The sequence below is a fragment of the Stenotrophomonas rhizophila genome (assembly GCF_003751305.1).
GTDB lineage: Bacteria > Pseudomonadota > Gammaproteobacteria > Xanthomonadales > Xanthomonadaceae > Stenotrophomonas > Stenotrophomonas rhizophila_B.
The window spans coordinates 239000-262826 of sequence record NZ_RJKV01000003.1 but is presented as its reverse complement, the minus strand read 5'-3'; the positions used below and the strand labels follow the sequence as shown (position 1 = coordinate 262826).

Here is a 23827-nt window from a genome sequence, read left to right as displayed (position 1 = left end):
TCACCCTACTCCCAAAGCCCGCAGGCGGCATGTGCCGGTCGTGGCGCGTGGCTGTGCGGGCCGTGGGGGCTACCCCGCCCGACCCGCCCGGCGGCGCTCAGACGGTGCCGCGGGTCTTGCCCTGCCAGGGGCGGTAGTACTCGCGGATCGCGGCCATGTCGGCTACGTCGTTGCCGGTGGGATGGAACAACGGGCCAATGCCGATGGTCTTTTCCGGGTAGTGGAAGTACGCGGCCAGCACCGGCACATCGGCCATGCGCGCGATCTTGAGGAAGCCGGCCTTCCAGTGCTGCACCGCCTTGCGCGTGCCTTCCGGGGTGATCGCGTACCACAGGCGGTCCGAGCCACGGATCAGGCTGACCGCCTGCTCCACGGTGCCCTGCGGCGAGCTGCGGTCCAGCGGGATGACGCCGAGCTTGCGCAGCAGCGGCCCCAGCGGCCACCAGAACAGCGAGGCCTTGCCCAGCACCTTGACCTGCATGCCCAGCGCGATCTTGGCCGCCATGCCCCAGAAGCCGTCCCAGTTGGACGAATGCGGGGCGATGATGAACACCACTTTGGGCACATCGGGCAGGGTGCCGGTCACTTTCCAACCGCCCAGGCGCAGCGTGCAGCGGGCCAGCCAGCGGAGGAAGCGGTTCGGTTTGACCTGCGGCATGTTCGGCGGAACCACCGGCAACAACGGACTTCGGTTGTTCAAGCAATCACTCCCAATTGCGTGTGGTGCGCCCGCGCTTGACCTGCGCGCGCCCCTTTTTGGCGTCCAGACGACGCAGTTTCGACCCGTAGGTCGGCTTGGTGGCCACGCGTGCCTTGGGCACGCTCAGCCCCGCCTGGATGAAGGCGGCCAGTCGATCGCGCGCGTCCTCGCGGTTACGGTCCTGGGTACGGAAACGCTGTGCATCGATGACCAGCACGCCTTCGCCGGTCATGCGCCGGTCGCGGCGGGCCAGCAGGCGCGCGCGCAACGGCTCGGGCAACGAAGGCGAGCCGGCCACGTCGAAGCGCAGTTCGACGGCGGTGGAGACCTTGTTGACGTTCTGGCCACCGGCGCCGCTGGCGCGCACGAACCGCTCGACGAGTTCCGTATCCGGAATCGTCAGGTGCGCGCTGATGGTGACTGGCCCGTTGCCCATGGGCCGCATTGTAAGGGGAGGACCGCCGGCTGGGTGACTGCAACGTGCGTGGATGTCGCCGATAACGTCCTCAATTACGGTCTGATGACGCCATCGCAGGTATTCTCCGGTTTCCCGCAACGCAGGATGCTCCGCAATGTTCCCGATCCGCCCGATGGCCCGCCGTGGCCTGATCCGCATGACATTCGCCCTGGCGCTGGGCCTGGGCGCGATCGCGCCGGCCATCGCCGCGCCGCCGTCGGATGCCGACATCAACCGCCTGCTGGCCGCGTCGCGCGCGCAGACCATGCTGGACACGATGCTGCCGCAGATCGAGGCGATGCAGCGCCAGCAGTTCCAGCAGGTGGCGCAGCAGCGCCAGCTGGATGCGACGCAGCAGGCACAGTTGCAGCGGATCGAGCAGCGGACCAACCAGACCGTGCGTCAGGCGCTGTCCTGGAAGGAGCTGCGGCCGATGTACGTGGATCTGTACAAGCAGACCTTCAGCAAGGAAGACGTGCTGGCGATGGCGGAGTTCTATGAGAGCTCGGCGGGGCAGAGCCTGTTGGACAAGACGCCGGCGCTGATGCAGAACGTGATGGTGGCGATCCAGGCCAAGATGCAGCCGCTGTTCGTGGATCTGCAGAAGGACCTGGAGGCGATCGTCAATGAGCCGGCGCCTGCGGCCGCGCCGGCGAAGAAGTAATCGGGCTCAGGATCACAGAGGGGTACGTGTAAGTCCGCGTACCGCAGCTGTTCGTATCCCATGGATGAGGAAGCCGGGCAGGTCAGCGCACTTCCCAGTCGAACAGATCCATCGCCTTGCGGAATTCGCCATCCACCGGCGCGCTGATGTCCATCGGCGTGCCGTCCGGATGCGGGAAGCGCAGGCGCTCGGCGTGCAGGAGCATGCGGTGGATGCCCTGCATGCGGAAGCTGCGGTTGTGGCGGCCGTCGCCGTGGCTGGTGTCGCCGATCAGGTGATGCGAGAGGTGCTTGAGGTGGCGGCGGATCTGGCGGAATCGGCCGGTCTGCGGCTGACAGCGCAGCAGGGCGTAGCGTGAGGTGTCGAACTCGCCCATCGGGATCGCGATCTCGCCCACGGCGACACGCTGGAAGTGGGTGATCGCCTGCTTCTTGACCGGCTTGCCGGGGCCGCCATCGAGGTCGTGGTCGACGGTGAAGGCCTCGTCGGCCGGCCAGCCGCGGCAGATCGCGAGGTAATCCTTGGTGACGTCGCCGCCCATCAGCGATTTGCCGAGCACGCTGGCACTTTCGCGATCAAAGGCGAGCAGCAGGCAGCCGCTGGTGGCGCGGTCCAGGCGATGGACGAGGAAGATCGGCTTGCCGAGCTGTTCGCGCAGGCGGTCGGCGAGGAAGTCGTCTTCGCCCCGGGCAAGCTTGCTGTCGTGGACCATCAGCCCGGCGGGCTTGTTGACCACGGCGAGCTGGTCGTCCAGGTGCAGCAGCTGCAGGGGCGGAAGCGCCGCAGGCGTCTCGGCGATGGCCTCTGCCTGCAGCTCGATCGCGCTCATCGGCGCCACCAGGCACTGGCCAGCGAGAACACGCCGGCCGCGCCGGTCACCCAGCTCCACACCGGGGCATCGCCGAAGTACCAGCCACCCGGCTGCAGGCCATACAGCACCGCGGCGACGATCATCAGGCCGACGCCGGCGATCGCCGCCACCGCGCGCTTCTGCAGTTTCTGCACGCTGACATTCAGCGCCGCCAGATCGCGCGAGCGCATCGACAGTTCGTGGTCGCCTTCCACCTGCTGGCGCAGCCAGGCGTGGACCAGACGCGGCATGTCCGGCGTATGCGTCATGATTTCAGGCAGGCGCTTGCGCACTTCCTTGAGTACGCGGCGTGGGCTGTAGCGCTCGCGCAGGATGCGTTCGAGCACCGGCCGCGCGACCGCCCAGATATCCAGTTCCGGATCGAGCTGGCGGCCGACCCCTTCGATGTTGAGCAGGGTCTTCTGCAGCAGGATCAGCTGCGGCTGCAGCGTGAGCTCGTAGCGCTGGGCCACGCGGAACAGCTTGATCAGCACCTCGGCCAGCGAGATCTGCGACAGCGGGCGGGTGAAATAGGGTTCGCACACCGAACGCGCGGCCGCTTCGAGTTCATCGATGCGTACGTTGTTGGGCATCCAGCCGGCCTCGACATGCAGCGCGGCCATGCGCCGGTAGTCCTTGTTGAAGATGGCCATGAAGTTCTCGGCCAGGTAGTACTGATCTTCTTCGGACAGCTGGCCCATGATGCCGAAATCCAGCGCGATGAAGCGCGGGTTGTCGCGGCGTGCCGGATCGGTGTCGACCCAGATGTTGCCGGCGTGCGCATCGGCGTGGAAGAAGTTGTCGCGGAACACCTGGGTGTAGAACACCCGCACGCCCTTGGCGGCCAGCGCCTTGCGGTCGATGCCGGCCTTGTCCAGCGCGACGATGTCATCCGACGGAATGCCCCACACACGCTCCAGGGTCAGCGCGCGCTCGGCGGTATGGCTCCAGATCACTTCCGGTACGTACAGATCGTCCGAGTCGATCCAGTTGCGGCGCAGCACGCTGGCATTGGCACCTTCGCGCTGCAGATCCAGTTCGGCGGCCAGGGTGTTTTCGACTTCGGCGACCACTTCGCGCGGGCGGATCTTGTCGGCGCGCGGGTGCGCGCGTTCAATCAGCGCGGCGGCCGATTTGAGCAGTGCGATGTCGGCGTCGATCTGCTTTTCGATGTCCGGGCGCAGCACCTTGACCACCACCTGGCGGCCATCGGCGAGCGTGGCCGCGTGCACCTGCGCGATCGAGGCCGAGGCCAGCGGCTGCAGATCGAAGCTGGCAAACGCTTCGCTGACCGGGCGGCCGAGCGCGCGCTCGACGATGGCCTGCGCGGTGGCGCCGTCGAACGGCTTGACCCGGTCCTGCAGCAGGGTGAGTTCGTTGGCGACGTCGGCCGGGATCAGGTCACGACGGGTGGAGAGGATCTGGCCGAACTTGACGAAGATCGGGCCGAGGTCCTGCAGCGCCAGGCGCAGGCGCGCACCGCGCGACTGTGCGGCGATGTCGGCCGAGGCGCGTGGCACGAACGGCTTGGCCAGGCGCAGCCAGCGTTCGGCCGGGGTGCCCTGGAGCAGATCGTCGAGGCGGTAACGCAGGATGATGCGGCCGATGCGGCTGGCCCGGAAGATCGCCTTCATGCGCCCACCTGCCGCAGGCGCTGGACGCGCACGGCCATGCGTTCAACGTCGTCGCGCATCACGTCCACATCGTCGTGGAAGGCATCCAGTTCTGCTCGGGGTACCACGTCGCGCGACTCCTCGGTGACAAATTCAGCGGCGCTGTGCGCCAGGTCGGACGCGCCGCGGCGCGCATGCTGCAGTGCCGAGCGCAGGGTGTTGGCGATCTGCACGCCCATCACCTCGCCGAACACGCGCACGAACGGCTGCTGCCAGTCCGGATCGAAACGGGTCGCCAGCTGCTGCAGGCGGCGGGCCAGCTCGGCATCGCCGGAGACCTTGACCCGCCCGGCCGGCGCATCACCACCACGGCGTGCATTGGCCAGGAAGGGCAGCTGGGCCAACACCCCGCCCAGCGTGCTGCGCACGGCCAGGTCCGGCTCCTGCTGCGGATCGACCGGGCCGACCGTGAGGCGCTCCCCGTCCACCCCGATCCGCATCGCCAACGCAGGCGATTCCAGGGTCAGGGCGATGTGGCGGCCATCCAGCGCGGCCAGCGCGCGGCGGGTGTCCGGGTCCAGCGCCAGCGCGCGGTTGAGCGTGAGCTGCAGCGCATTGCCAGCCAGCGGCTTGAGGGAAGAGAGCAGGGAACGGGCCATCACCGCATTCTACCGTGCCCCCTTGAACGGCGGGCGTGCGCAGGCATCACGCGCTGCGCGTTTTGCCATGCACCGCGCGCCGGTCCATCCTGTGTGGCTCCAGAAGACGCAGGAGCGGCAACAGGCATGGGCAAGACCCGGGTAGGCATCATCTTCGGCGGCCGTTCGGCCGAGCACGAGGTCTCGCTGCAGTCGGCGAAGAACATCCTCGATGCGCTGGACAAGGACCGCTTCGAGGTCAGCCTGATCGGCATCGACAAGCAGGGCCAGTGGCACGTGAGCGACCCGCGCGACTTCCTGCTCAATGCCGGCGACCCGGCACGGATCGCACTGCACCGCTCGGGCAATGCGGTGGCGGTGCGGCCGGGCCTGGAGCGCCAGCAGCTGGTTCCGACCGATCCGGCTACCGCACTGGAGCAGATCGACGTGGTGTTCCCGATCGTGCACGGCACGCTGGGCGAGGACGGCTCGCTGCAGGGGCTGCTGCGCATGGCCAACCTGCCCTTCGTGGGCTCGGGCGTGCTGGGCTCCGCAGTGGCGATGGACAAGGACGTGGCCAAGCGCCTGCTGCGCGATGCCGGGCTGGCGGTGGCGCCGTTCGCCTGCTTCAACCGGTTCACTGCGGCCCGGGCCGATTACACCGCGCTGGTCGCCGCGCTGGGCACGCCGCTGTTCGTGAAGCCGGCCAACCAGGGCTCCTCGGTGGGTGTGAGCAAGGTGCGCAACGAGGCGGACTTCCATATCGCCCTCGCGCTGGCGCTGTCGTTCGATCACAAAGCGCTGGTGGAAGCGGCGATCGACGGCCGCGAGATCGAGTGCGCGGTGCTCGGCAATGAACACCCCGAAGCCAGCGTCTGTGGCGAGGTGGTCGTGCACGATGATTTCTATTCGTACGACACCAAGTACATCAGTGAGACCGGTGCCGACATCGTGGTGCCGGCGGCCATCACCGATGCGGAGCAGTCCCGTATCCGGGAGATCGCCGTGCAGGCCTACCAGGCACTGGAGTGTGCCGGCCTGGCACGCGTGGATGTGTTCCTGACCGCGGCTGGCGAGGTGGTGATCAACGAGATCAACACGCTGCCTGGCTTCACCCGCATCAGCATGTACCCGAAGCTGTGGGCGGCCAGTGGGCTGGATTACACCGCGCTGATCACGCGGCTGCTGGAACTGGCGATGGACCGGCATGCGCACGAGCGCGATCTGCGCAGCGCCATCGCAACGACGGCCTGAACACCGTTGCCGATGTCAGGCCGTCGTTATTTCCGCAGCGCGTCCCACGCCGGAGAGAGGTGGCGCGGGACGCGCCGGACACTAGGTCCGCTTGCGGAACATCGAAACCACAGCCAGGATCAGGAAAACGACGAACAGGATCCAGGCGACGTTGCTGGCGGCGCCGGCAATGCCCGAGAAACCAAGCACCGCCGCGATGATGGCGATGACAAAAAAGATGACGGCGTAATGCAGCATGTCGACCCTCGCGTTGATGCGTGCCGGAGTTGGCGTGGGGCCATGTTCACCAACCTGCGGTGTTCAGGGAGTGATGGAATCCTGTGCGTTCGATGAAGATGCCAGCCGGGCCAGCCCTTCTTCGATGCTGACCAAGGGCACATAACCGAAGTCGCGGCGGGCAGGTTCCATGCTGTACCAGTGCGGGGTGCACAGCTGCTCGGCCAGAAAGCGGGTCATCGGCGGTTCGCCGCGCAGGCGCAGCAGCGGCCACAGCCGCTCGCAGACCGCGCCGATCCGGTAGGCCGCCTTGAAGCTGATCGACTTCGTCACCGGCGGGGCATCCACCGCGGCCAGCAGCTTGTTGAGGAGCTCGCGCATCGGCAGCGGCTCGCCGTTGGAAATGAAGTACGCCTTGCCGGCGCAGGCCGCGCCCGGGGCCAGGTGTTCCAGGGCCAGAAAGTGGGCCAGCGCGGCGTTGTCGATGTAGGTGGTGTCCACCTTGTTCTGCCCATCGCCGACGAAGCGCAGGCGGTCGGCGCGGGCGCGCTCGGCCAGGCGCGGCACCAGCTGCAGGTCGCCCGGGCCCCAGATCAAGCGGGGCCGCAGCGCCACCGTGGCCAGCTTCGCATCGTTGGCCGCCAGCACGCGCTGCTCGGCGATGGCCTTGGTGGCCGCGTACGGCGCCTGGAAGTTCTCGCCATACGGCACCTCGTCCGCACCCAGGCCTTCGACCGGATGCGTGGCGCGATGGGTCACGCTGGGCGTGGAGGTGTAGACGAGCTTGCCCACGCCGTGCGCGCGGCAGGCCGCGATGACATTGTCGGTGCCGACCACGTTGGCCTGGTGATAGCTGTCGTAGCTGCCCCAGGCGCCGGCCTTGGCCCCGTTGTGGAAGACCGCATCGACCCCGGCCACCGCGTGCAGCACCGCCTGCGCATCGGCCAGGTCGCCGCGGATCTGGCCCACGCCCATCGCCTGGAGCGCGGGGTAGTGGCCGCGGTTGAACGCCAGCACCTGATGACCGCGGGCGATCAGCCCCTTGCACAGGGCCTGGCCGAGGAAGCCACCGCCGCCGGTAACGAGGATCTTCATGCGTGCTGCTCCAGTTGCGCGGTGGCCCAGACCGTGAGCTTCTCGCGGCCGATCTTGGCGTTGTGGCGGATGTCGACCGGGAAGCCCGGGTGCGGCAGGAACTGTTCGATGCGCGCGGTGTGCGCATGTGCGGCCGCTTCACGGCGCAGGCGCTCGACCAGGGCGGGCGAATCCACGGTGCCGGGCTGCAGTTCGTAGCACAGCACCGGCCGCTGCCGGCCCGGCGCGCCCACGCCGACCAGCGCGGTGCGGGCGATGCCGTCCAGCGCGTTGAACACCGGCTCGACCTGCTCGGTGTACAGCGGCCCCTGCGCGGTTTCCACGCGCTGGGTCTTGCGCCCACAGAACCACAGCCGGCCCTGCGCATCGAAGTAGCCGACATCGCCCATCCGGTGCACGACCCGGGCGCTGCCATCGGCCAGGGTTTCGGTGATCTTCGCCGCGGCGGTGGCCTGCGGGCGGTTGAAGTAGCTGTCGGTGGCGGTCGGGCCGGCCACGGTGATCTCGCCCACCTCGCCGGCGGCCAGCACGCGCGCCTGCGACCATGACGGCAGCGGCGCGTCGTCGATGGCGATGATGCGCACCTCGTTCGGCGCGACCACACGGCCGACACAGGTACCGGCGCCGGCCTCGGTGGCCTGGCGGGTGTTCTCCAGCTCGCGGCCTTCGATCACCGCCACCGGCAGGCACTCGGTGGCGCCGTAGGGGGTCCAGAACTGGGCGTCGTCGGGCAGCAGGAGGCGGATCCGCGCGACCACGTCCGGCGGCACCGGTGCCCCGGCCGAGGTCACCCGCCGCACGCTCGGCAGCGGCTGGCCGTGATCGGCAAGGACCCGCATCAGCGCCGGCGAGCCGAACAGCTGGGTGACGCCGAAGCGGTTGATGGCGTCATGCAGCTTGCGCGGATCGGCCTGGGCCGGGCGGGTCGGATCCATGTCCGGGATCACCGAGGTCAGCCCCAGTGCCGGATCGAACAGCGCGAACGGCGGGAAGGTCGGCAGGTCGACCCCACCCGGCTCCATCCCGAAGGCGGCGCGCAGCAGGTCGACCTGGCCGACGAAATGACGGTGGCGGTAGACCACGCCCTTGGGCACGCCGGTGGAGCCGCTGGTGAACAGGATCGCCGCGACATCCTCGCCATCGGTCGGGGCCAGTGCAGGCGCCGCCGTGGCGCCCTGGGCTTCCAGCCGGGCCAGGGTGGTGCCACCCCAGCCCCAGCGGCGGCCGACGGTCACCAGCAGGCGCGCAGAGCGGCACCAGCGCAGCACCAGGCGCGCCACGTGGGCCAGGCCGATGCCGATGAAGGCCTGCGGCTGGGACTCGTCCAGGCATTGCTTCAGCGCGCGCTTGTCGATGCCCGGGTCGACCAGCACCGGCACCGCGCCGTTCTTGAACAGCGCGAACATCAGCAGGAAGAACTCCGGTGAGGGCCGCACCATCACCACCGCGCGCACGCCGCGGCCGATGCCATGCGCGGCCAGGCCGGCCGCCATCGCGTCGCTGCGGGTGTTGAGGGTGCGGTAATCCAGGGTGACGTCATAACGCGCCATGCCGCCGGGCCCGGGCTTGCCGGGGCAGCGGATGGCGATCTGGTCGGGGCGTTCACGGGCCAGCTCGGGCAGGCGCGCGGCGATGTTGATGGCGCTGTTCATCCGTTCATTGTCGCCGCTGCAGAAAAATCTTGCGCGCCGGCCGGTGGCGTGGAAAATTCGCGCCCTTCCCTCCTGCTTCGCTGCCGCCCAAGGCCGGTGCCCCATGCCCCATCCCTGCCTCACCTGCGGCGCCTGCTGCACCCAATACCGTGTGGCCTTCCATTGGATGGAATCGGACGAGGTCACCCCCGGTGGCGTCCCGCACGAGCTCACCCAGGTGCTGGACCCGCACCGCCTGTGCATGCGCGGCACCCTGTCCAAGCCGGTGTACTGCGTGGCGCTGGATGCGGAGATCGGCGTGTATTCGCGCTGCAGCATCCACCCCAACCGCCCCAGCGTGTGCCGTGAGGTGGATGCCTCGTGGGAGTACGGCAAGGCCAGCCCCCAGTGCGACAAGGCGCGCGTGGCGCACGGCATGCCGGCGCTGACCCTGGCCGACTGGCGCTGGCGGGACGAGGCGGGCAATGACGATGATCACCCCGATGACAACGGCAATTCGCCGGCGCCGCCGCAGGCACCGATCGCGGCGTAACTGGCGGGCGCCCGGGGTTACGGCGCGAGGGCAGAAGCAGCCGACCAACGGTCGGCTCTACCGGTGACGGGATCGGATGCGACCCAGCGTCGATACCACACGATCAGATCGGGTTCGCGTCCAGAAACGCGCGGATCTTCGGCACCAGCACCTCGTGCTTGTCTTCCAGCACGTAATGCCCGGCATCCTCGAAGGCATGCACCTGCGCCTGCGGCAGTGCGGCCTGGAAGCCCTTCAGGAAGTGGTGGTCGAACACGAAATCACGCAGGCCCCAGCCGATGAACGCAGGGCGATCGGCATAGCTGGGCAGGGTCTGGCCGGAACGCTCCAGCAGCGACCAGGCCTTGTCGGCCGGTGACAGCGGGATGTCCTGCATGAAGCGGATGGTGCTGATGCGGTTGGCGTAGCTGTTGTACGGCGACACGTAAGCGCGGCGCACATCAGCCGGCATCTTCCGTTCCACGCCCAGCCACGAGGCACCGGAGGAGAAGGCGTTGAAGGTGCGGATGAGCCACTCGCCGACCTTCCAGTGGCGGCCCAGCGCGATCTGCCACGGCATCTTCTTCGCGGCCGGCATCGGGAAGGCGGCGGTGTTGAGGACCACCAGGCGCTTGACCTGCGCGTGGTGCGACAACGCCCAGCCGAAGCCGATCATGCCGCCCCAGTCGTGCACGGCCAGGGTCACCGGGCCGCTGATGCCCAGGTGCGCGAGCAGCGCGTCGAGGTCGTCCACGCGCGACTGCAGGGTGTAGTCGTAGTGCGCGTCATCGGGCTTGTCCGACAGGCCCATGCCGATATGATCCGGCACGATGCAGCGGTATCTGTCCGACAAGCCAGCCACCAGGGTGCGCCAGTAATAGCTCCACGACGGATTGCCGTGGACCATCACCACCACCTCGCCATCGCGCGGGCCTTCGTCGAGATAGTTCATCGACAGGCCGGGGCGCACCTCGAAGCGGTGCGGATGGGCGGGGTAACCGGGCAGCTGGGGCATGCAAACGCACCTGTGAAAAGGGCCGGCAGAACCGGCCCTTGATGTTCAATTCCAACGCCGCAGCAGCCTGCGGCGACTGGTTTACCAGACCACTTCGGCCATCGAGCAGTTCAGGCCCGAGCCGATGCCGAGCAGCGCGATGCGATCGCCCTTCTTCAGCTTGCCCAGCTGCTTGAGCTTGCTCAGCACGATCGGCACCGAGGCCGGACCGATGTTGCCGTGCTCGCCGAAGATCGTCATCACCTTCTTCGGGTCGATGCCGAAGTTCTTGATGAAGGCGGCGGTGTGCGGCTGGCTGACCTGGTGGATCACGAACTGGTCCAGTTCCTCCACGGCCCAGCCCAGTGCTTCACGGGCGGCGACGAAGGTCTTCTGTGCCAGCTTGATGCCTTCGATCAGCAGCATGCGGGTGTCGGTGACCATGCGGTCCAGGTTGCCGCGGCACAGCTGGTTCCACTCGGTGGCCGAGCGGGTCACGCCACCACGGTAACGCGGGGCATCGGGCACCAGCTCGGTGCGCGCCATGACCATCGCCGCGGCACCGCAGCCCAGGGTCAGGGCGGCCATCTCGTTGCGGAAGTCATCGGCGGTCACGCCCGGCAGGGCCATGCGCTCGAGGGTCTTCTCGTACACCAGGTTGGCGGTTTCACCGTCGACGATCAGCGCGTAGTCGATCTCGCCGCGTTCGAGCATGCGGGCAGCGATGTCCATGCCGTTGATGAAGGCCAGGCAGGCATTGGCGACGTCGAAGGTCATGCATTCGTCGCCGACCCCCAGGTTGCCCGAGACGATGCTGGCCGTGGACGGCTCCAGGTAGTCGCGGCTGACCGAGGTGTTGACCAGCAGGCCGATCTTGTCGGCGCCGATCCCGGCGTCTTCCAGTGCTTTGCGGGCGGCCAGCGTGGCGGCGTCGGAGGCCAGCATGTCGGCATCCCACAGGCGGCGGGCGTGGATGCCCGCGATATCGCCGAGCACATCGGTACGGATGCCAAGGCGATCCAGCGTCGGCTTCAGCCGTTCGTTGATTTCCTTGGACGTCAGCGTGTGCGGCGCGTCGATGTGCGCCAAGCCGGCGATCGAGACATTCTTGAAGAGCATCAGTTAGCGCCAAGGCTCAGGCAAAGGGGGCGCTATTGTAAGCCGGCACGGCTTTCACCGCACCTTTACGAATTCACGCCCGGGCGTATGGTCCGGGCGCGGGGTGAAGGGTTCAGCGTGGCGGGCACTGGAAGGCCAGGAAACGCTGGCTGCCATCGGCGGGCAGGCCCGAGGCCTGCACGGCATTGGCTCCGGCACTGGGTGCCTCGTTGCGGGCCAGGGTTTCCAGCTCTTCCTGCACACGCAACGGGTTGCGGTTGTAGAAACCCACCTTGCTCTTCACGGTGACCACCACCTCGCCCTTGCTCTGGCAGCCGCTCGGCGCGGGACCGGCCGGCAGCACGCGGACCGTCTTGCCGGAGGACTCGATCGGCACCCAGGTGCAGGCGGAAACGCTGAGGATCAGGGCGGACAGAAGCAGAATGCGCATGGACAAGGCCTGGCTGGAATACGTAAGGGAGTGTGCGGGAAACAACTGAATCGGGGGTGATCAGAGGCCGGGATGGTTCCCGGCGCCTGAGGGCGGGTCAGCGCGATGGCTGACCCGCTGTCGGCATCACCGGGCCTTGGGTGCCGCCGCCGGAGCAGCCGGAGCAGCCGGAGCCACCACCTTGCCTTCGGCATCGATCACCTGCACCTGACCGAAGTTGAGCGCACGCACCGGCGCCTCGGTCTGCTTGAGGTCACCCACCACCACCCAGGTCAGCGCGTTCGGGTCCAGCGTGGCCGCGGCCTGCTGCACCTGGGCCGGGGTCATCGCCTCGATCTCGGCCTTGCGCTGGACCACATAGTCGTCCGGGCGCTGGTACCGCACGATCCCGCTGATGGTGCCCATCACCGCGCTGGCGGTCTCGTAGGCACCGGGCAGGCTCAGGTTCTGGATGTTGCGGATGCGCGCCACTTCGGCCGGGGTGGCCGGCTTGGCACCGCTGGCGAACTCGGCGATCTCCTTGCGCATCTCCTGCATCGACTCGGCGGTCTTGTCGATCTGCACCGGTGCGCGGGCGCCCCACGGGCGCTGGCCCAGGGTGTTGCTGGCGCTGCTGCCGGCACCGTAGGACCAGTGCTTCTGCTCACGCAGGTTCATGTTCAGGCGCGAGGTGAAATCACCGCCGAGCACGCCGTTGGCGATGTCGAAGCGGGTCGAACCCGGGTCCTTGGAGGAAGGCACCACCTGGCTGGCGAACAGGTTGGCCTGCACCGCGCCCGGCTGGTCGATCAGGTACACACGGGCCTGGGTCGGCCGTGCCACATCCACCGGGGCCTTGACCTGCGGCGCCGGACCCTCGGCCTTCCAGTTGCCGAGCTGACGTTCCAGCAAGGGCACGATTTCCTTCAGCGTGGTGTCGCCGACCACGATCAGCGTGCCCTGCTCCGGGCGCAGCCAATCACGGTGGAAATCGACCAGGTCTTCGCGGGTCATGGACTGGATGTCCACTTCATTGCCGCTACCCGTGAACGGGATGGCATACGGATGGCCGGCGCCGTACAGCAGCGTCGGCATCACGCGCATGGCCACGGCGCTCGGGTTGACCTTTTCCTGCTGGATGCCGGCGATCCAGGTCGCCTTGATGCGATCGATCTCGCTCTGGTCGAAACGCGGCTGGCGCAGCATGTCCGCATACAGGGCCAGCGACGGGGCCAGGTTTTCCTTCAGCGCGGACAGGTACACGCTGGTGCTGTCCAGCGAGGCGGAGGCATCGAGCTTGGCGCCCAGTGCATCGACGGCATCGGCGAACGGCAGCGCGCCGAGCTTGCCGGCGCCCTCGGTGAGCAGGCCCATGGTGAAGTTCGCGGTGCCGGACTTGCGGCCCTGGTCGGCAGTGAAGCCGCCCGGGAACTCATAGCTGAACTGCACGACCGGGATGTCGTGACGCTCGGCCAGGATCACCTGGGTGCCGTTCTTCAGCGTGGCGCGGTGCAGCTCCGGGAACTTCAGGTCCGGGAAGGTCTTGGTCTGCGGCACGCCGGTGCTGCGGTCGACCTGCTTGGCCAGGGTCGTGAAGCTGGGATCCACCGCGGGCACGGTGAACGGCTTGGGCGTTTCCGAGGGCAGTTCGGCCAGGGCAACGCGCGCGCCGGGTTCGACCACGATCGTGTGGTCCCCAGCACCCAGCCACTTGGCACCGACATCACGCACCTGCGCAGCGGTGGCCGCATCGATGGTGGCCAGCGACTTGCGGAAGCAGCCCGGGTCACCTTCGTACACGGTGCACTCGGCCAGCGCGTCGGCCTTGCCGCCGAAACCGCCGATGCGCTCGATGCCGCGGATGAAGCCGGCGCGGAAGGCAGTCTTGCCGCGGCTCAGCTCATCGGCGGTCGGACCGTCCTTGGCCAGGCGCTTGACCTCCTCATCGATGATCGCCTCGACCCTGGCCGGGTCCACGCCCTGCTTGACGCTTGCCATGATCACGAAGTTCGAGCCCAGCTGCGAGCTGTAGGCGCCGGCGCTGATGTTGTCCACCAGCTTGTCCTGGTGCAGCAGGCGCTGGTCCAGGCGCGAGGACTTCGCACCGCCGAGAACCTGCGCGAACAGCTGCAGCTGGTCGATGTCGGTGGTGCCGACCTGGGCGACGTTCCACGCGCGGTAGATGCGCGCCTGCGGCACCTTGTCGGTCATCACATCACGCGTGCTCTTCTCACGCTTGGCCACGTCCACCTTGGGCTGGGCCATGCTCGGGCCGGCCGGGATGTCGCCGAAGTACTTGGCGACCTTTTCCTTCGCCGTGGCCAGATCGATGTCACCTGCCAGCACCAGCACCGCGTTGTTCGGGCCGTACCAGGTGCGGAACCAGGTCTTCACGTCGTCCAGCGAGGCGGCGTTGAGATCGTTCATCGAGCCGATCACGCTGTGATGATACGGATGCCCTGCCGGGTACATCGCGCGGGTCAGCTTTTCCCAGACCTGGCCATAGGGCTGGTTCTCGCCCTGGCGCTTTTCGTTCTGGACCACGCCGCGCTGTTCGTCCAGGGCGGCCTGGTCGATCGCACCGAGCAGATGGCCCATGCGGTCGGACTCCATCCACAGCGCCATGTCCAGCGCCGTGGTGGGCACGTTCTCGAAGTAGTTGGTGCGGTCGGTATTGGTGGTGCCGTTCTGGCCGGTCACGCCGACCTGCTTGAAGGGCTCGAAATACTCGCCGTCGTGGTTCTCGCTGCCCTGGAACATCAGATGTTCGAACAGGTGCGCAAAGCCGGTGCGGCCGGCGGGTTCGTCCTTGCTGCCCACGTGGTACCAGATGTTGACGGCCACGATCGGCGCCTTGCGGTCGGTGTGCACCACCACGCGCAGGCCGTTGGGCAGGGTGAACTGCTCGAACGGAATGTCGACCTTGGCCACCGTGGCCGGCTTGGCCAGGACCGGTGCGGGCGCCAGTGAGCCCAGTGCGGCGGAGAGCGCGACAGCCAGCAGCGCAGCACGCGGTCGAAGTTGGACGGTCATTCCGGTTCCTTGGTCATGAAAGTGAAGCCGGATGCTAGCGCGCCGCCCGGGCAAAAGGCATCGGCCAACAGTCATTGGGGCCCTGACGGACAGCCGCGACGGGATCCCGCGGACATCTGTCCGGACAGCGGACACTCGCGGATCAACAAAAACCCTTTGGAATCAACGGATAAAACTTGGCACGCGTCCTGCGTGGTACTGGGCAAGGGAAGCAAGGATCAAACCGAAACTGACTGGAAGCTGAACAAAAATAAGAAAGTTCAAATTGTTCTTGCACGCCCCGAACCGGTGTACTACCTTACTACCACACCACTGCTCACCAACACTAAACAGGACCTCGCCATGAACACCAAGACGCTCGCCATCGCCATCGCCCTCGCCGCCGGCTCCGCATTTGCTTCGTCGGTGCAGGCCGCCCCCGCCATCGTCACCCTGGACACCGTGCAGGTCCGCCCGTCGGCCGACCAGATCAGCCAGGCCGAGGTTGAGCGCACCAGCAGCATCCCGACCCTGGCCGTCGTGGAAGTCCGCCCGACCGCCGGCCTGATCGCCGATTACCGCGCCGAACTGACCGCCGACCGCCGCGTCACCACCCTGGCCGCCATCGAAGTGCGCCCGACCGCCGAACAGCGCCAGGCCCTGGCTGCCGAACAGACCACCGCCCGCAGCTACGTCGCCACCTTCACCGCTGCCGCCACCGCGGTGGCCAACGAAGTGATCATCAACCTGCCGACCCTGCAGGTGCGTCCGTCGCCGGCCGATCTGCAGGCCCTGGCCCTGGAAACCGCTGCCGCCGCCGCCTCGACCGCTGCCTCGACCCTGATCCGCCAGTAAGCCGTCGCTGCAGCCTCCTGCAGCCACGGCGTACACTTTGCCGATGACTGCCACGCCCACGTTCCATGTCGTCCTGTTCCAACCCGAAATCCCGCCGAACACCGGCAATGTGATCCGCCTCTGCGCCAACACCGGCGCGCGGCTGCACCTGATCGAGCCGCTCGGTTTCGACCTGAGCGACAAGCAGCTCAAGCGTGCCGGCCTGGACTATCACGAGTACGCCCGACTGCAGGTCCATCCAGATCTCGAGACCGCCCTGCAGGTGATTGCGCCCAAGCGCCTGTTCGCGCTGAGTACCCGCGGCAGCGTGCGTTACGACACCCAGCACTTTGAAGATGGCGATGCCTTCCTGTTTGGCCCGGAAACCCGCGGCCTGCCCCAGGACCTGCTCGACAGCCTGCCCCACGGCCGCCGCCTGCGCTTGCCGATGCGACCGGACAACCGCAGCCTCAACCTGTCCAACACCGTTGCGGTGGTGATGTACGAGGCGTGGCGCCAGAACGGGTTTGCCGGCGGGGAATGACTCAGAAAGCGTTGATGCCCGTGAGCTCGCGCCCGATCACCAGCTGATGCACGGTCTCGGTGCCCTCGTAGGTGATCACCGATTCCAGATTGAGTGCATGCCGGATCGCCACGTGCTCGGTGGTGATGCCCGCGCCGCCGAGCAGATCGCGGCACTCGCGCGCGATGTCGATGGCCATGCGGCAGTTGTTCCATTTGGCCAGGCTCACCTGCTGCGGTTGCAGCTGGCCGCCATCCTTCAGTCGCCCCAGCTGCAATGCCAACAGCTGCGCGGTGGTGATCCGCCGCGCCATGTCGGCCAGCTTGATCTGCGCACTCTGCGTGGCCGCCACCGGCCGGCCGAACAGCACGCGCTGCTTGGTGTAGGCCAGCGCTTCGTCCAGGCAGGCCACCGCAGCACCGATCGGGCCCCAGCTGATGCCGTAGCGCGCCTGGTTCAAGCAGCCCAGCGGGCCTTTGAGGCCCTGCACGTTGGGCAGGCGGTTACGGTCGGGCACGCGCACATTGTCGAAGAACAGCGCACCGGTGAGCGAGGCGCGCAGGCTCATCTTGTGCTTGATCTCCTGCGTGCTGAAGCCGGCCATGCCCTTCTCGAGCACGAAGCCCTGGATGCCGTCTTCGGTGTGCGCCCAGATGATCGCGATGTCCGCCACCGGCCCGCTGGTGATCCACATCTTGCTGCCGTTGATCAGCCAGTCGCTGCCATCGCGCACCGCGCGGGTCTTCATCGCTGCCGGATCGGAGCCGCCGTGCGCCTCGGTCAGGCCGAAGCAGCCGATCACCTTGCCGGTGGCCATGTCCGGCAACCAGCGCAGGCGCTGTTCTTCGCTGCCGTAGGCGTAGATGGGGTACATGCACAGCGAGCTCTGCACCGAGACGAAACTGCGCAGGCCTGAATCGCCGCGCTCCAGTTCCTGGCAGATCAAGCCGTAGCTCACCGCGTTCAGTCCACCGCCGCCGTACTGCTCGGGCAGGCTGGAGCCGAGCAGCCCGAGCGCGGCGATCTCCGTGATCAGCTCGTCCGGGAAACGCCCCTCATCAAAGGCATCACCGATGATCGGCAGCACCCGCGTGTCGGTGAAGCGCGCCACCGTTGCCTGCACCGCGCGTTCCTCCTCGCTCAGCAGCGAACGGACATCGAACAGATCGAACGGATTGAGTGACATGGCATCCCGGCAGGTGGCGGTGGAACAGGCCTCCATTGTGGTCGCTGCGCGGGTAAGGGCCAAGAGACGGGATGCCGCGCCCATTGCTGCATCGCAGCATATCGGCATCGATCGCGCACCAACACCGCTGTCATCGTCGGCGATCTAGGCTTAAATGCGTCGTGCCGGTACTCTGGCGCACTGATCCACCGTTTCGCCGTGGTGTGACACGCGCGATTCCCAGGCAACCGCCGCCGTTCACCCCGCGGCACTACCCAAGAGTTACGCAGCCCCATGAGCGAAGCAATCAACGTCCTGCCCCCGCGTGAAGTGATGGAATTCGATGTGGTGATCGTCGGTGGCGGCCCCGCTGGCCTGGCCACGGCGATCCGGCTGCGCCAGCGCGCCATCGAGGCGGGCCGCGAGCTGTCGGTGTGCATCCTGGAGAAGGGGTCTGAACCCGGCGCGCACATCCTGTCCGGCGCGGTGATGGATCCACGCGCGTTGACCGAACTGTTCCCGGACTGGGCCGAGCGCGGCGCGCCACTGAAGCAGAGGGTCACCCGCGACGAATTCCTGTTCCTCAATGAGACGGGGTCGCGCAGCACGCCCAACGCATTGCTGCCGGAGTGCTTCCACAACGAAGGCAACTATATCGTCAGCCTCGGCGAGGTCACCCGCTGGCTGGCGCAGCAGGCCGAAGCGCTGGAGGTGGCGATCTTCCCCGGCTTCCCGGCGGCGGAAGTGCTGTACAGCGATGATGGCGCGGTGATCGGCGTGGCCACCGGCGACATGGGCATCGAGAAGAACGGTCAGCCCGGCCCGGCGTTCGAGCGCGGCATGGCGCTGCACGCCAAGTACACGATCTTCGCCGAAGGCTCGCGCGGGCATCTCGGCCGCCAGCTGATCGCCCGCTTCCAGCTGGATGCCGGCAAGGATCCGCAGGCCTACGGCATCGGCATCAAGGAACTGTGGCAGATCGATCCGGCCAGGCACGAGCCGGGCCTGGTGGTGCACGCCGCCGGCTGGCCGCTGGATAACGATACCTACGGCGGCGCGTTCCTGTACCACGCCGAGGGTGGCAAGGTATCGATCGGCTATGTGGTCGGCCTGGACTACAAGAATCCGTGGCTGAGCCCGTTCGAAGAGTTCCAGCGCTTCAAGACGCACCCGGACATCCGCAAGCACCTGGAAGGGGGCAAGCGCATCGGTTATGGCGCGCGTGCGATCACCGCCGGTGGCCTGATGTCGCTGCCCAAGACGGTGTTTCCCGGTGGCGCGCTGGTCGGCTGCGAGGCCGGCTACCTCAACGTCAGCCGGATCAAGGGCAGCCATGCCGCGATCAAGACCGGCATGCTCGCCGCCGATGCGGCCTTCGATGCGCTCGCCGCCGATCGCCAGCACGATGAACTGAGTGCGTATCCGCAGGCGTTCGAGAGCAGCTGGCTGCATGCCGAGCTGCAGCAGGCCAAGAACTTCAAGCAGTGGTTCAAGAAGGGCCAGACCGTGGCCACGTTGATGACCGGCATCGAGCAGTGGCTGCTGCCCAAGCTCGGCATCCGCAATCCGCCGTGGACGCTGCGCCACAGCACCCCGGACCACGCCTGCCTGGAGCCGGCGTCGAAGCACGCGAAGATCACTTATCCCAAGCCCGATGGCGTGCTCACCTTCGACCGCCTCAGCTCGGTGTTCCTGAGCAGCACCAACCACGCCGAAGACCAGCCCAGCCACCTGACGCTCAAGGACGCCAGCGTGCCGGTGCGGATCAACCTGAGCGAATACGCCGGGCCGGAAGCGCGTTACTGCCCGGCGGGCGTGTACGAGTTCGTCGGCAGCGATGGGCACGAACAGTTGCAGATCAACGCGCAGAACTGCGTGCACTGCAAGACCTGCGACATCAAGGACCCGACCCAGAACATCGTGTGGGTGACCCCGCAGGGCGGTGGCGGTCCGAACTACTCGGGCATGTGATCGACACGGCCTGCGACCACCGGTCGCAGGTCATCGGACGCGGCAGTCACCGCCGCGCTCGCTATCCTGAGCGTCCTGTTGGACGTGACCGCTGCGCCATGGCCCCTGCTTTCCGATCGATAGTGCCGTTGCTGGCCTGCCTGCTGCTGGCGGCGTGTTCGCGCGCCCCGCAGACGCCGGAGCAGGCCCATCAGCAGGATCTGCAGCGCGCGTTCGCGATCTGCGCCGGCTGCCACACGGTCAGCCCCGGCGGCGTGCACCGCTTCGGCCCGAACCTGCACGGGGTGATCGGCCGGCGCGCCGGCAGTGTCACCGGCTACCCGTACTCCAACGCCATGCGCGAGGCCGGGCTGACCTGGAACGAGCAGACCCTGGATGCGTTCCTGCGCTCGCCGACCCGCGTGGTGCCGGGCACCCGCATGGTCAACACCACCGCCGATCCGGAGCGCCGCCGGCAGGTGATCGAGTACCTGCAGCAGCAGCGCTGACCTCCTCGCCGGTAGAGCACTCAGGACGCCTGCAACTGCGGCAGGTAGGCACGCAGGCCAGCGGCGAAGTCGGCGATGGCCCCGGCCTGCGGGGCGACCCCGCCCTGCTCCACCTGCTCCAGCAGGGTGCGCGCCCGGGTAGCCAGTGCATCGGCGCCCAGCGTCGCCAGGGCGCCGACCAGACGATGCAGCACATCGATCGTGGCTTGCCTCGCGTCATCGCGTACCGCGGCATCCAGGCGCGCCAGATCCTCTTCCGAGGTGGTGCACAGGCTGTCGATGAGCACGGTGGCGACATGCGCCGATCCGAACCGGCGCACCACCGCTGCACGATCCGGCAGTGCGTCGCCAGCCGCATCGTCGGGATCGGTGACCAGCACGTGCCCGCGCTGATCGCTGCTCGGCAACCAGCGCAGCAACGCCTGCCGCAGCAGTGCGAGCGGCACCGGCTTGCCCAGCAGATCGTCCATGCCCGCCTCACGGCACCGCTGCAGGTCATCCTCCAGCGCACTGGCGGTCAATGCCAGAACCGGCAACCGTGGCCTGCCGTGGTCGCGCTCCTGCTCGCGGATGCGCCGCGTCATGGCATACCCGTCCATCACCGGCATGCGGCAATCGGTGATGACCAGGTCGAAGCGGGCGCGGGCCAGCAGCGCCAGTGCCTGCTCGCCGTTCTCGGCCAGCACGTGTGGCAGGCCCAACTGCTGCATGCGCCAGCCCATCAGCGCCTGGTTGGTGGGATGGTCTTCCACGATCAGCACGCGCCGCTGCAGCAGCTCGGCCGGCATCGGCAGCGTGTTGGCCTGTTCTTCGGCGGCGCCGGGCAGTTCTTCCGCTGCGACGGCAGGCAGGCTCAACCGCACCTCCACGCGGGTACCTTCGCCCAGCGCGCTGTGCAGCGTCAGCGAGCCGTGCATCAACGCGACCAGCCGCTGGCAGATGCTCAGGCCCAGCCCGGTGCCACCGTACTGGTGGCTGGTGGCGGCCTCGGCCTGGGCGAACGGCGCGAACAGACGCTCACGCTGCTCGGTGGAGATACCGATGCCGGTGTCGCGCACGGTCAGGCTCAGCGTCTGCGCGCCGTCTGCATCGGTATCGATCACCGCCAGTGCAACGCTGACCTCACCGCGATGGGTGAACTTGAGGGCATTGCTGAGCAGGTTGAAGGCGATCTGGCGCAGGCGCATGCCATCGGCCAGATGCATCGCCGCTACGTCATCGTCGATGTGCATCCGCAGCGCCAGATCCTTGGCCACGGCCTGCGGCGCAAGCAGCTGCTGCACATTGCCGAGCAGCGCGCGCAGTGCCACCGGATGCGGCTGCAGCGACAACGCGCCAGCTTCGATCTTGGAGTAGTCCAGCAGGTCGTCCAGAATCTGCCGCAGCATCTGCGCCGAGTCTTCGATCACCCCGATGATGCGGCGCTGCTCGGTATCCAGGGTGGTGTGTGACAACACCTCCACCATGCCGAGCACGCCGGACATCGGCGTGCGGATCTCGTGGCTCATCGTGGCCAGGAACTCGGACTTGGCCGCGGTGGCGCGCTCGGCCGCCGCCTTGGCCAACGCCAGCGCATCGGCCTGCGCACGCCCCTCGGTGACATCGACCCAATAGCCGCTCCACAACAGCGCGCCGTCTTCGGCGTCGTAGGGCAGCGCGCGCGAGCGCACCCAGCGCAGCGTGCCACGCGGGCAGGTACGGAACTCCATGTCCAGCGGGGCGAAGTCGCGTGCGGCGCGCTCCAGTGCCTGGCGTACGCCGGCGCGATCGCGTTCGTCGATCCGGTCCATCAACGCGCTCTCGTCGGCCATCGCGTCGGCCGCGCTGAGCCCGAACAGGGCTTCGGTATCGCCAGCGATATACGGGATCGACAGGCGCCCATCGCGCTCGCGCCGCCCTTGGTAAACGATCGCCGGCAGGTTGTCGGTCACCTCGGCCAGGCGCTGCTCGGCACGTCGGCGCATCGCCACTTCACTGCGCAGCCGCCAGTGTCCCCAGCCGTGCACCAGCAGGGCCGTCAGCAGCACAAGCGTCAACGGCACCGCCCAGCGGGCGATCGCGCGCCAATCCAGATCACTGCGGTACTCGGCCGACAGCCAGTCGCTGCGGATCGCTTCGTGCTCACGCGCGCTCATACTGACCAGCATGCGGTCAAAGGTGGTGGCCAGCGGCGCGTACTGCCGTTTGACCGCCAGCGACAACCGATCACTGAAGCCGGCCGGCGCCGCCACGTGCAGTTGCGCGGGGTAGCGTTCGCGGACGATCCGGTCGACGATCGCCAGATTCCCGATGTAGGCATCGGCATCGCCATGGGCCAGTCGTGCCAGCGCGAGCTCGGCACTGCGCGCCGGTACGATGCGCGCGTTCGGCGCCTGCTGCAGGATGTAGCCGCGCAGGCGGTCCGGATCGGCAAGCAGGATGCTGCGCCCGTCCAGGTCGCGCACGCCCAGCACCGAAGGGCTGCCGGCGGCAGTGACGATCACGTTCGGCACGGTGATGAAGGGCTGGCTGAAAACCCACTCCTCGCCGAGGTAGGTCGAGTCGTTGGGGATGCCCATGATCGCGTCGACGTCGCCCCGCCGCAGTTGTTCGCGCACGTCGAACCAGTCATGCGCCGGGACGCGGGTGAGCTGTGCACCCACGGTGCGCAGCAGGCGCAGGTATTCGGCCGATACGCCACTGGGCTGATCGTTGCTGTCGATGAAGGTCAGGGGTGCCGCATTCGGCGCGAAGGCAAGCCGCAAAGGCGTGGCGAGCACGCGCTTCTCTGCAATGCCCAGAATCATCTGCGACTGGACCGACCATGCCGGCGTCTGCAGCCACCGCCGCTGCAGCTGCTCGCGATCACGGTCCGCCAGCGCCGCCAGGCCCATGTCCAGCGCTTCGGCCAACGGCTGTTTGGCGTTGGGCACACCGAAATGCAGGCGCTCCGGTGGCAGGTCGCTGGGGCGCAGCAGAGCGACATCGGTCAGCCGCCGCTCGGCAATCAGTGCCGTAGCGACATAGGCATTGCCGATGTACACATCGGCCTCGCCGTTGCCGACCATGGCCAGTGCAGCCATGGTGTTGGCGGCGATCACACGGCGGGCGGCGGGAAAGCGCGCGCGGACCTCATCACTGGTGACGAACTCGCGCTCGGTGACCACGCGCAGTCCGCGCAGGTCCGGATCGGCCGATGCGCGGGTATCGCCGGGGCGGCCGACCAGTGCCAGCGGGGCATTCGCATAGGGCCGGGTATAGACCATGCACCGCGTGCGGTCGGCGGTGAGGGTGATGTTCATCACCACGTCGACTTCGCCGCGGCAGGCGGCATCCAGGACATCGCTCCAGTCGCGGTACATCCGCACCTTCACCTGGACCCCCAGCTGCCGGGCAAGCAGGCTCAGGTAGTCGTAACCCAGGCCGACCGGTTTGCCGCCGCGCATGGATTCGAACGGCGGCCAACCGCTGTCGTACATGCCCAGGATGATGGTAGGGTGCCTGCCAAGCCACTCGCTCTGCCGGGGCGACAAGGTGGGCGGCGGAGCGGCGGATGCCGACACGCTCCATGCCGTTGCGAGCACGAACAGCACCAGCCAGCGGACGACATGGATACGCATGCTGCCTGATCTCCGTAGAATGATATCCCCATCCCGGCACGGCCCGACGGCTGCCTTACAGGC

Annotated in this window: 21 protein-coding genes; 7 read left to right on the top strand and 14 right to left on the bottom strand. The window is 67.7% G+C overall.

The window, feature by feature from the left end:
* Window positions 1-97: 97 nt before the first annotated feature.
* Both EDF74_RS16225 and arfB read right to left on the bottom strand, forming a co-directional pair.
* A complete protein-coding gene (locus EDF74_RS16225; RefSeq protein WP_259260783.1) occupies window positions 98-658 on the bottom strand; it encodes a lysophospholipid acyltransferase family protein in 561 nt (186 codons plus the stop codon).
* Window positions 659-704: 46 nt separating this feature from the next.
* On the bottom strand, window positions 705-1136 hold the full coding sequence (arfB, locus tag EDF74_RS16220; protein ID WP_123731074.1) for an alternative ribosome rescue aminoacyl-tRNA hydrolase ArfB: 432 nt from the start codon (window positions 1134-1136) through the stop codon (window positions 705-707).
* Window positions 1137-1314: 178 nt separating this feature from the next.
* Here arfB and EDF74_RS16215 point away from each other — a divergent pair, with 178 nt between their 5' ends.
* Window positions 1315-1821, top strand: coding sequence for a DUF2059 domain-containing protein (locus EDF74_RS16215; protein ID WP_260232305.1), 507 nt, complete (start codon window positions 1315-1317; stop codon window positions 1819-1821).
* A gap of 82 nt (window positions 1822-1903) precedes the next feature.
* Here the strand turns inward: EDF74_RS16215 and EDF74_RS16210 are convergent, their stop codons facing one another.
* From EDF74_RS16210 to EDF74_RS16200, 3 genes are read right to left on the bottom strand one after another with little or no spacing between them, the layout of a single operon-like run.
* A complete protein-coding gene (locus EDF74_RS16210; protein WP_123731207.1) occupies window positions 1904-2650 on the bottom strand; it encodes a pseudouridine synthase in 747 nt (248 codons plus the stop codon).
* Window positions 2647-4305: a ubiquinone biosynthesis regulatory protein kinase UbiB gene (ubiB, locus tag EDF74_RS16205; protein WP_019184870.1), complete on the bottom strand. Its 1659-nt coding sequence runs from the start codon at window positions 4303-4305 to the stop codon at window positions 2647-2649. The genes EDF74_RS16210 and ubiB overlap by 4 nt, the downstream gene beginning before the upstream one ends.
* Complete coding sequence (locus EDF74_RS16200) at window positions 4302-4943, bottom strand: ubiquinone biosynthesis accessory factor UbiJ (RefSeq protein WP_123731073.1); 642 nt, start codon at window positions 4941-4943, stop codon at window positions 4302-4304. The genes ubiB and EDF74_RS16200 overlap by 4 nt, the downstream gene beginning before the upstream one ends.
* 126 nt (window positions 4944-5069) lie before the next feature.
* Here EDF74_RS16200 and ddlA point away from each other — a divergent pair, with 126 nt between their 5' ends.
* On the top strand, window positions 5070-6176 hold the full coding sequence (gene ddlA / locus EDF74_RS16195) for a D-alanine--D-alanine ligase (RefSeq protein WP_123731072.1): 1107 nt from the start codon (window positions 5070-5072) through the stop codon (window positions 6174-6176).
* An 81-nt stretch (window positions 6177-6257) separates the two neighbouring features.
* Here the strand turns inward: ddlA and EDF74_RS16190 are convergent, their stop codons facing one another.
* The 3 genes from EDF74_RS16190 to oleC form a co-directional block, all read right to left on the bottom strand.
* On the bottom strand, window positions 6258-6413 hold the full coding sequence (locus tag EDF74_RS16190) for a DUF1328 domain-containing protein (RefSeq protein WP_019184873.1): 156 nt from the start codon (window positions 6411-6413) through the stop codon (window positions 6258-6260).
* Window positions 6414-6476: 63 nt separating this feature from the next.
* Window positions 6477-7487, bottom strand: a complete 1011-nt coding sequence (oleD, locus tag EDF74_RS16185) for a 2-alkyl-3-oxoalkanoate reductase (protein ID WP_123731071.1) — start codon at window positions 7485-7487, stop codon at window positions 6477-6479.
* Complete coding sequence (gene oleC / locus EDF74_RS16180; protein ID WP_123731070.1) at window positions 7484-9139, bottom strand: olefin beta-lactone synthetase; 1656 nt, start codon at window positions 9137-9139, stop codon at window positions 7484-7486. Before oleC ends, oleD begins: the two co-directional genes overlap by 4 nt.
* A gap of 103 nt (window positions 9140-9242) precedes the next feature.
* Here oleC and EDF74_RS16175 point away from each other — a divergent pair, with 103 nt between their 5' ends.
* The gene (locus EDF74_RS16175; protein WP_121044414.1) at window positions 9243-9671 is read left to right on the top strand and encodes a YkgJ family cysteine cluster protein; all 429 of its coding nucleotides are present in this window, start codon (window positions 9243-9245) and stop codon (window positions 9669-9671) included.
* Window positions 9672-9774: 103 nt separating this feature from the next.
* On the opposite strand, the gene EDF74_RS16170 is transcribed toward EDF74_RS16175, so the two are convergent.
* The 4 genes from EDF74_RS16170 to EDF74_RS16155 form a co-directional block, all read right to left on the bottom strand.
* On the bottom strand, window positions 9775-10665 hold the full coding sequence (locus tag EDF74_RS16170; protein WP_123731069.1) for an alpha/beta fold hydrolase: 891 nt from the start codon (window positions 10663-10665) through the stop codon (window positions 9775-9777).
* A gap of 81 nt (window positions 10666-10746) precedes the next feature.
* The gene (locus EDF74_RS16165) at window positions 10747-11763 is read right to left on the bottom strand and encodes a 3-oxoacyl-ACP synthase III (RefSeq protein WP_019184878.1); all 1017 of its coding nucleotides are present in this window, start codon (window positions 11761-11763) and stop codon (window positions 10747-10749) included.
* Between the two features lie 112 nt (window positions 11764-11875).
* Window positions 11876-12193, bottom strand: a complete 318-nt coding sequence (locus EDF74_RS16160) for a DUF4156 domain-containing protein (protein ID WP_088434811.1) — start codon at window positions 12191-12193, stop codon at window positions 11876-11878.
* 126 nt (window positions 12194-12319) lie between these two features.
* Window positions 12320-15205, bottom strand: a complete 2886-nt coding sequence (locus EDF74_RS16155; RefSeq protein ID WP_123731068.1) for a M16 family metallopeptidase — start codon at window positions 15203-15205, stop codon at window positions 12320-12322.
* Window positions 15206-15547: 342 nt separating this feature from the next.
* Between EDF74_RS16155 and EDF74_RS16150 the strand changes: the two genes are divergently transcribed.
* On the top strand, window positions 15548-16039 hold the full coding sequence (locus EDF74_RS16150; RefSeq protein WP_123731067.1) for a hypothetical protein: 492 nt from the start codon (window positions 15548-15550) through the stop codon (window positions 16037-16039).
* A 43-nt stretch (window positions 16040-16082) separates the two neighbouring features.
* Window positions 16083-16562 (top strand): tRNA (uridine(34)/cytosine(34)/5-carboxymethylaminomethyluridine(34)-2'-O)-methyltransferase TrmL, encoded by a 480-nt coding sequence (trmL, locus tag EDF74_RS16145; RefSeq protein WP_123731066.1) that lies wholly within the window; start codon window positions 16083-16085, stop codon window positions 16560-16562.
* 1 nt (window position 16563) lies between these two features.
* Here the strand turns inward: trmL and EDF74_RS16140 are convergent, their stop codons facing one another.
* Complete coding sequence (locus EDF74_RS16140) at window positions 16564-17727, bottom strand: acyl-CoA dehydrogenase family protein (RefSeq protein WP_123731065.1); 1164 nt, start codon at window positions 17725-17727, stop codon at window positions 16564-16566.
* Window positions 17728-18000: 273 nt separating this feature from the next.
* Here EDF74_RS16140 and EDF74_RS16135 point away from each other — a divergent pair, with 273 nt between their 5' ends.
* Together EDF74_RS16135 and EDF74_RS16130 are read left to right on the top strand one after the other, a co-directional pair.
* The gene (locus EDF74_RS16135; protein WP_123731064.1) at window positions 18001-19677 is read left to right on the top strand and encodes an electron transfer flavoprotein-ubiquinone oxidoreductase; all 1677 of its coding nucleotides are present in this window, start codon (window positions 18001-18003) and stop codon (window positions 19675-19677) included.
* A gap of 98 nt (window positions 19678-19775) precedes the next feature.
* Window positions 19776-20165, top strand: a complete 390-nt coding sequence (locus EDF74_RS16130) for a c-type cytochrome (protein ID WP_123731063.1) — start codon at window positions 19776-19778, stop codon at window positions 20163-20165.
* 20 nt (window positions 20166-20185) lie between these two features.
* Here the strand turns inward: EDF74_RS16130 and EDF74_RS16125 are convergent, their stop codons facing one another.
* Complete coding sequence (locus EDF74_RS16125) at window positions 20186-23764, bottom strand: ATP-binding protein (RefSeq protein ID WP_123731062.1); 3579 nt, start codon at window positions 23762-23764, stop codon at window positions 20186-20188.
* Between the last annotated feature and the right edge of the window lie 63 nt (window positions 23765-23827).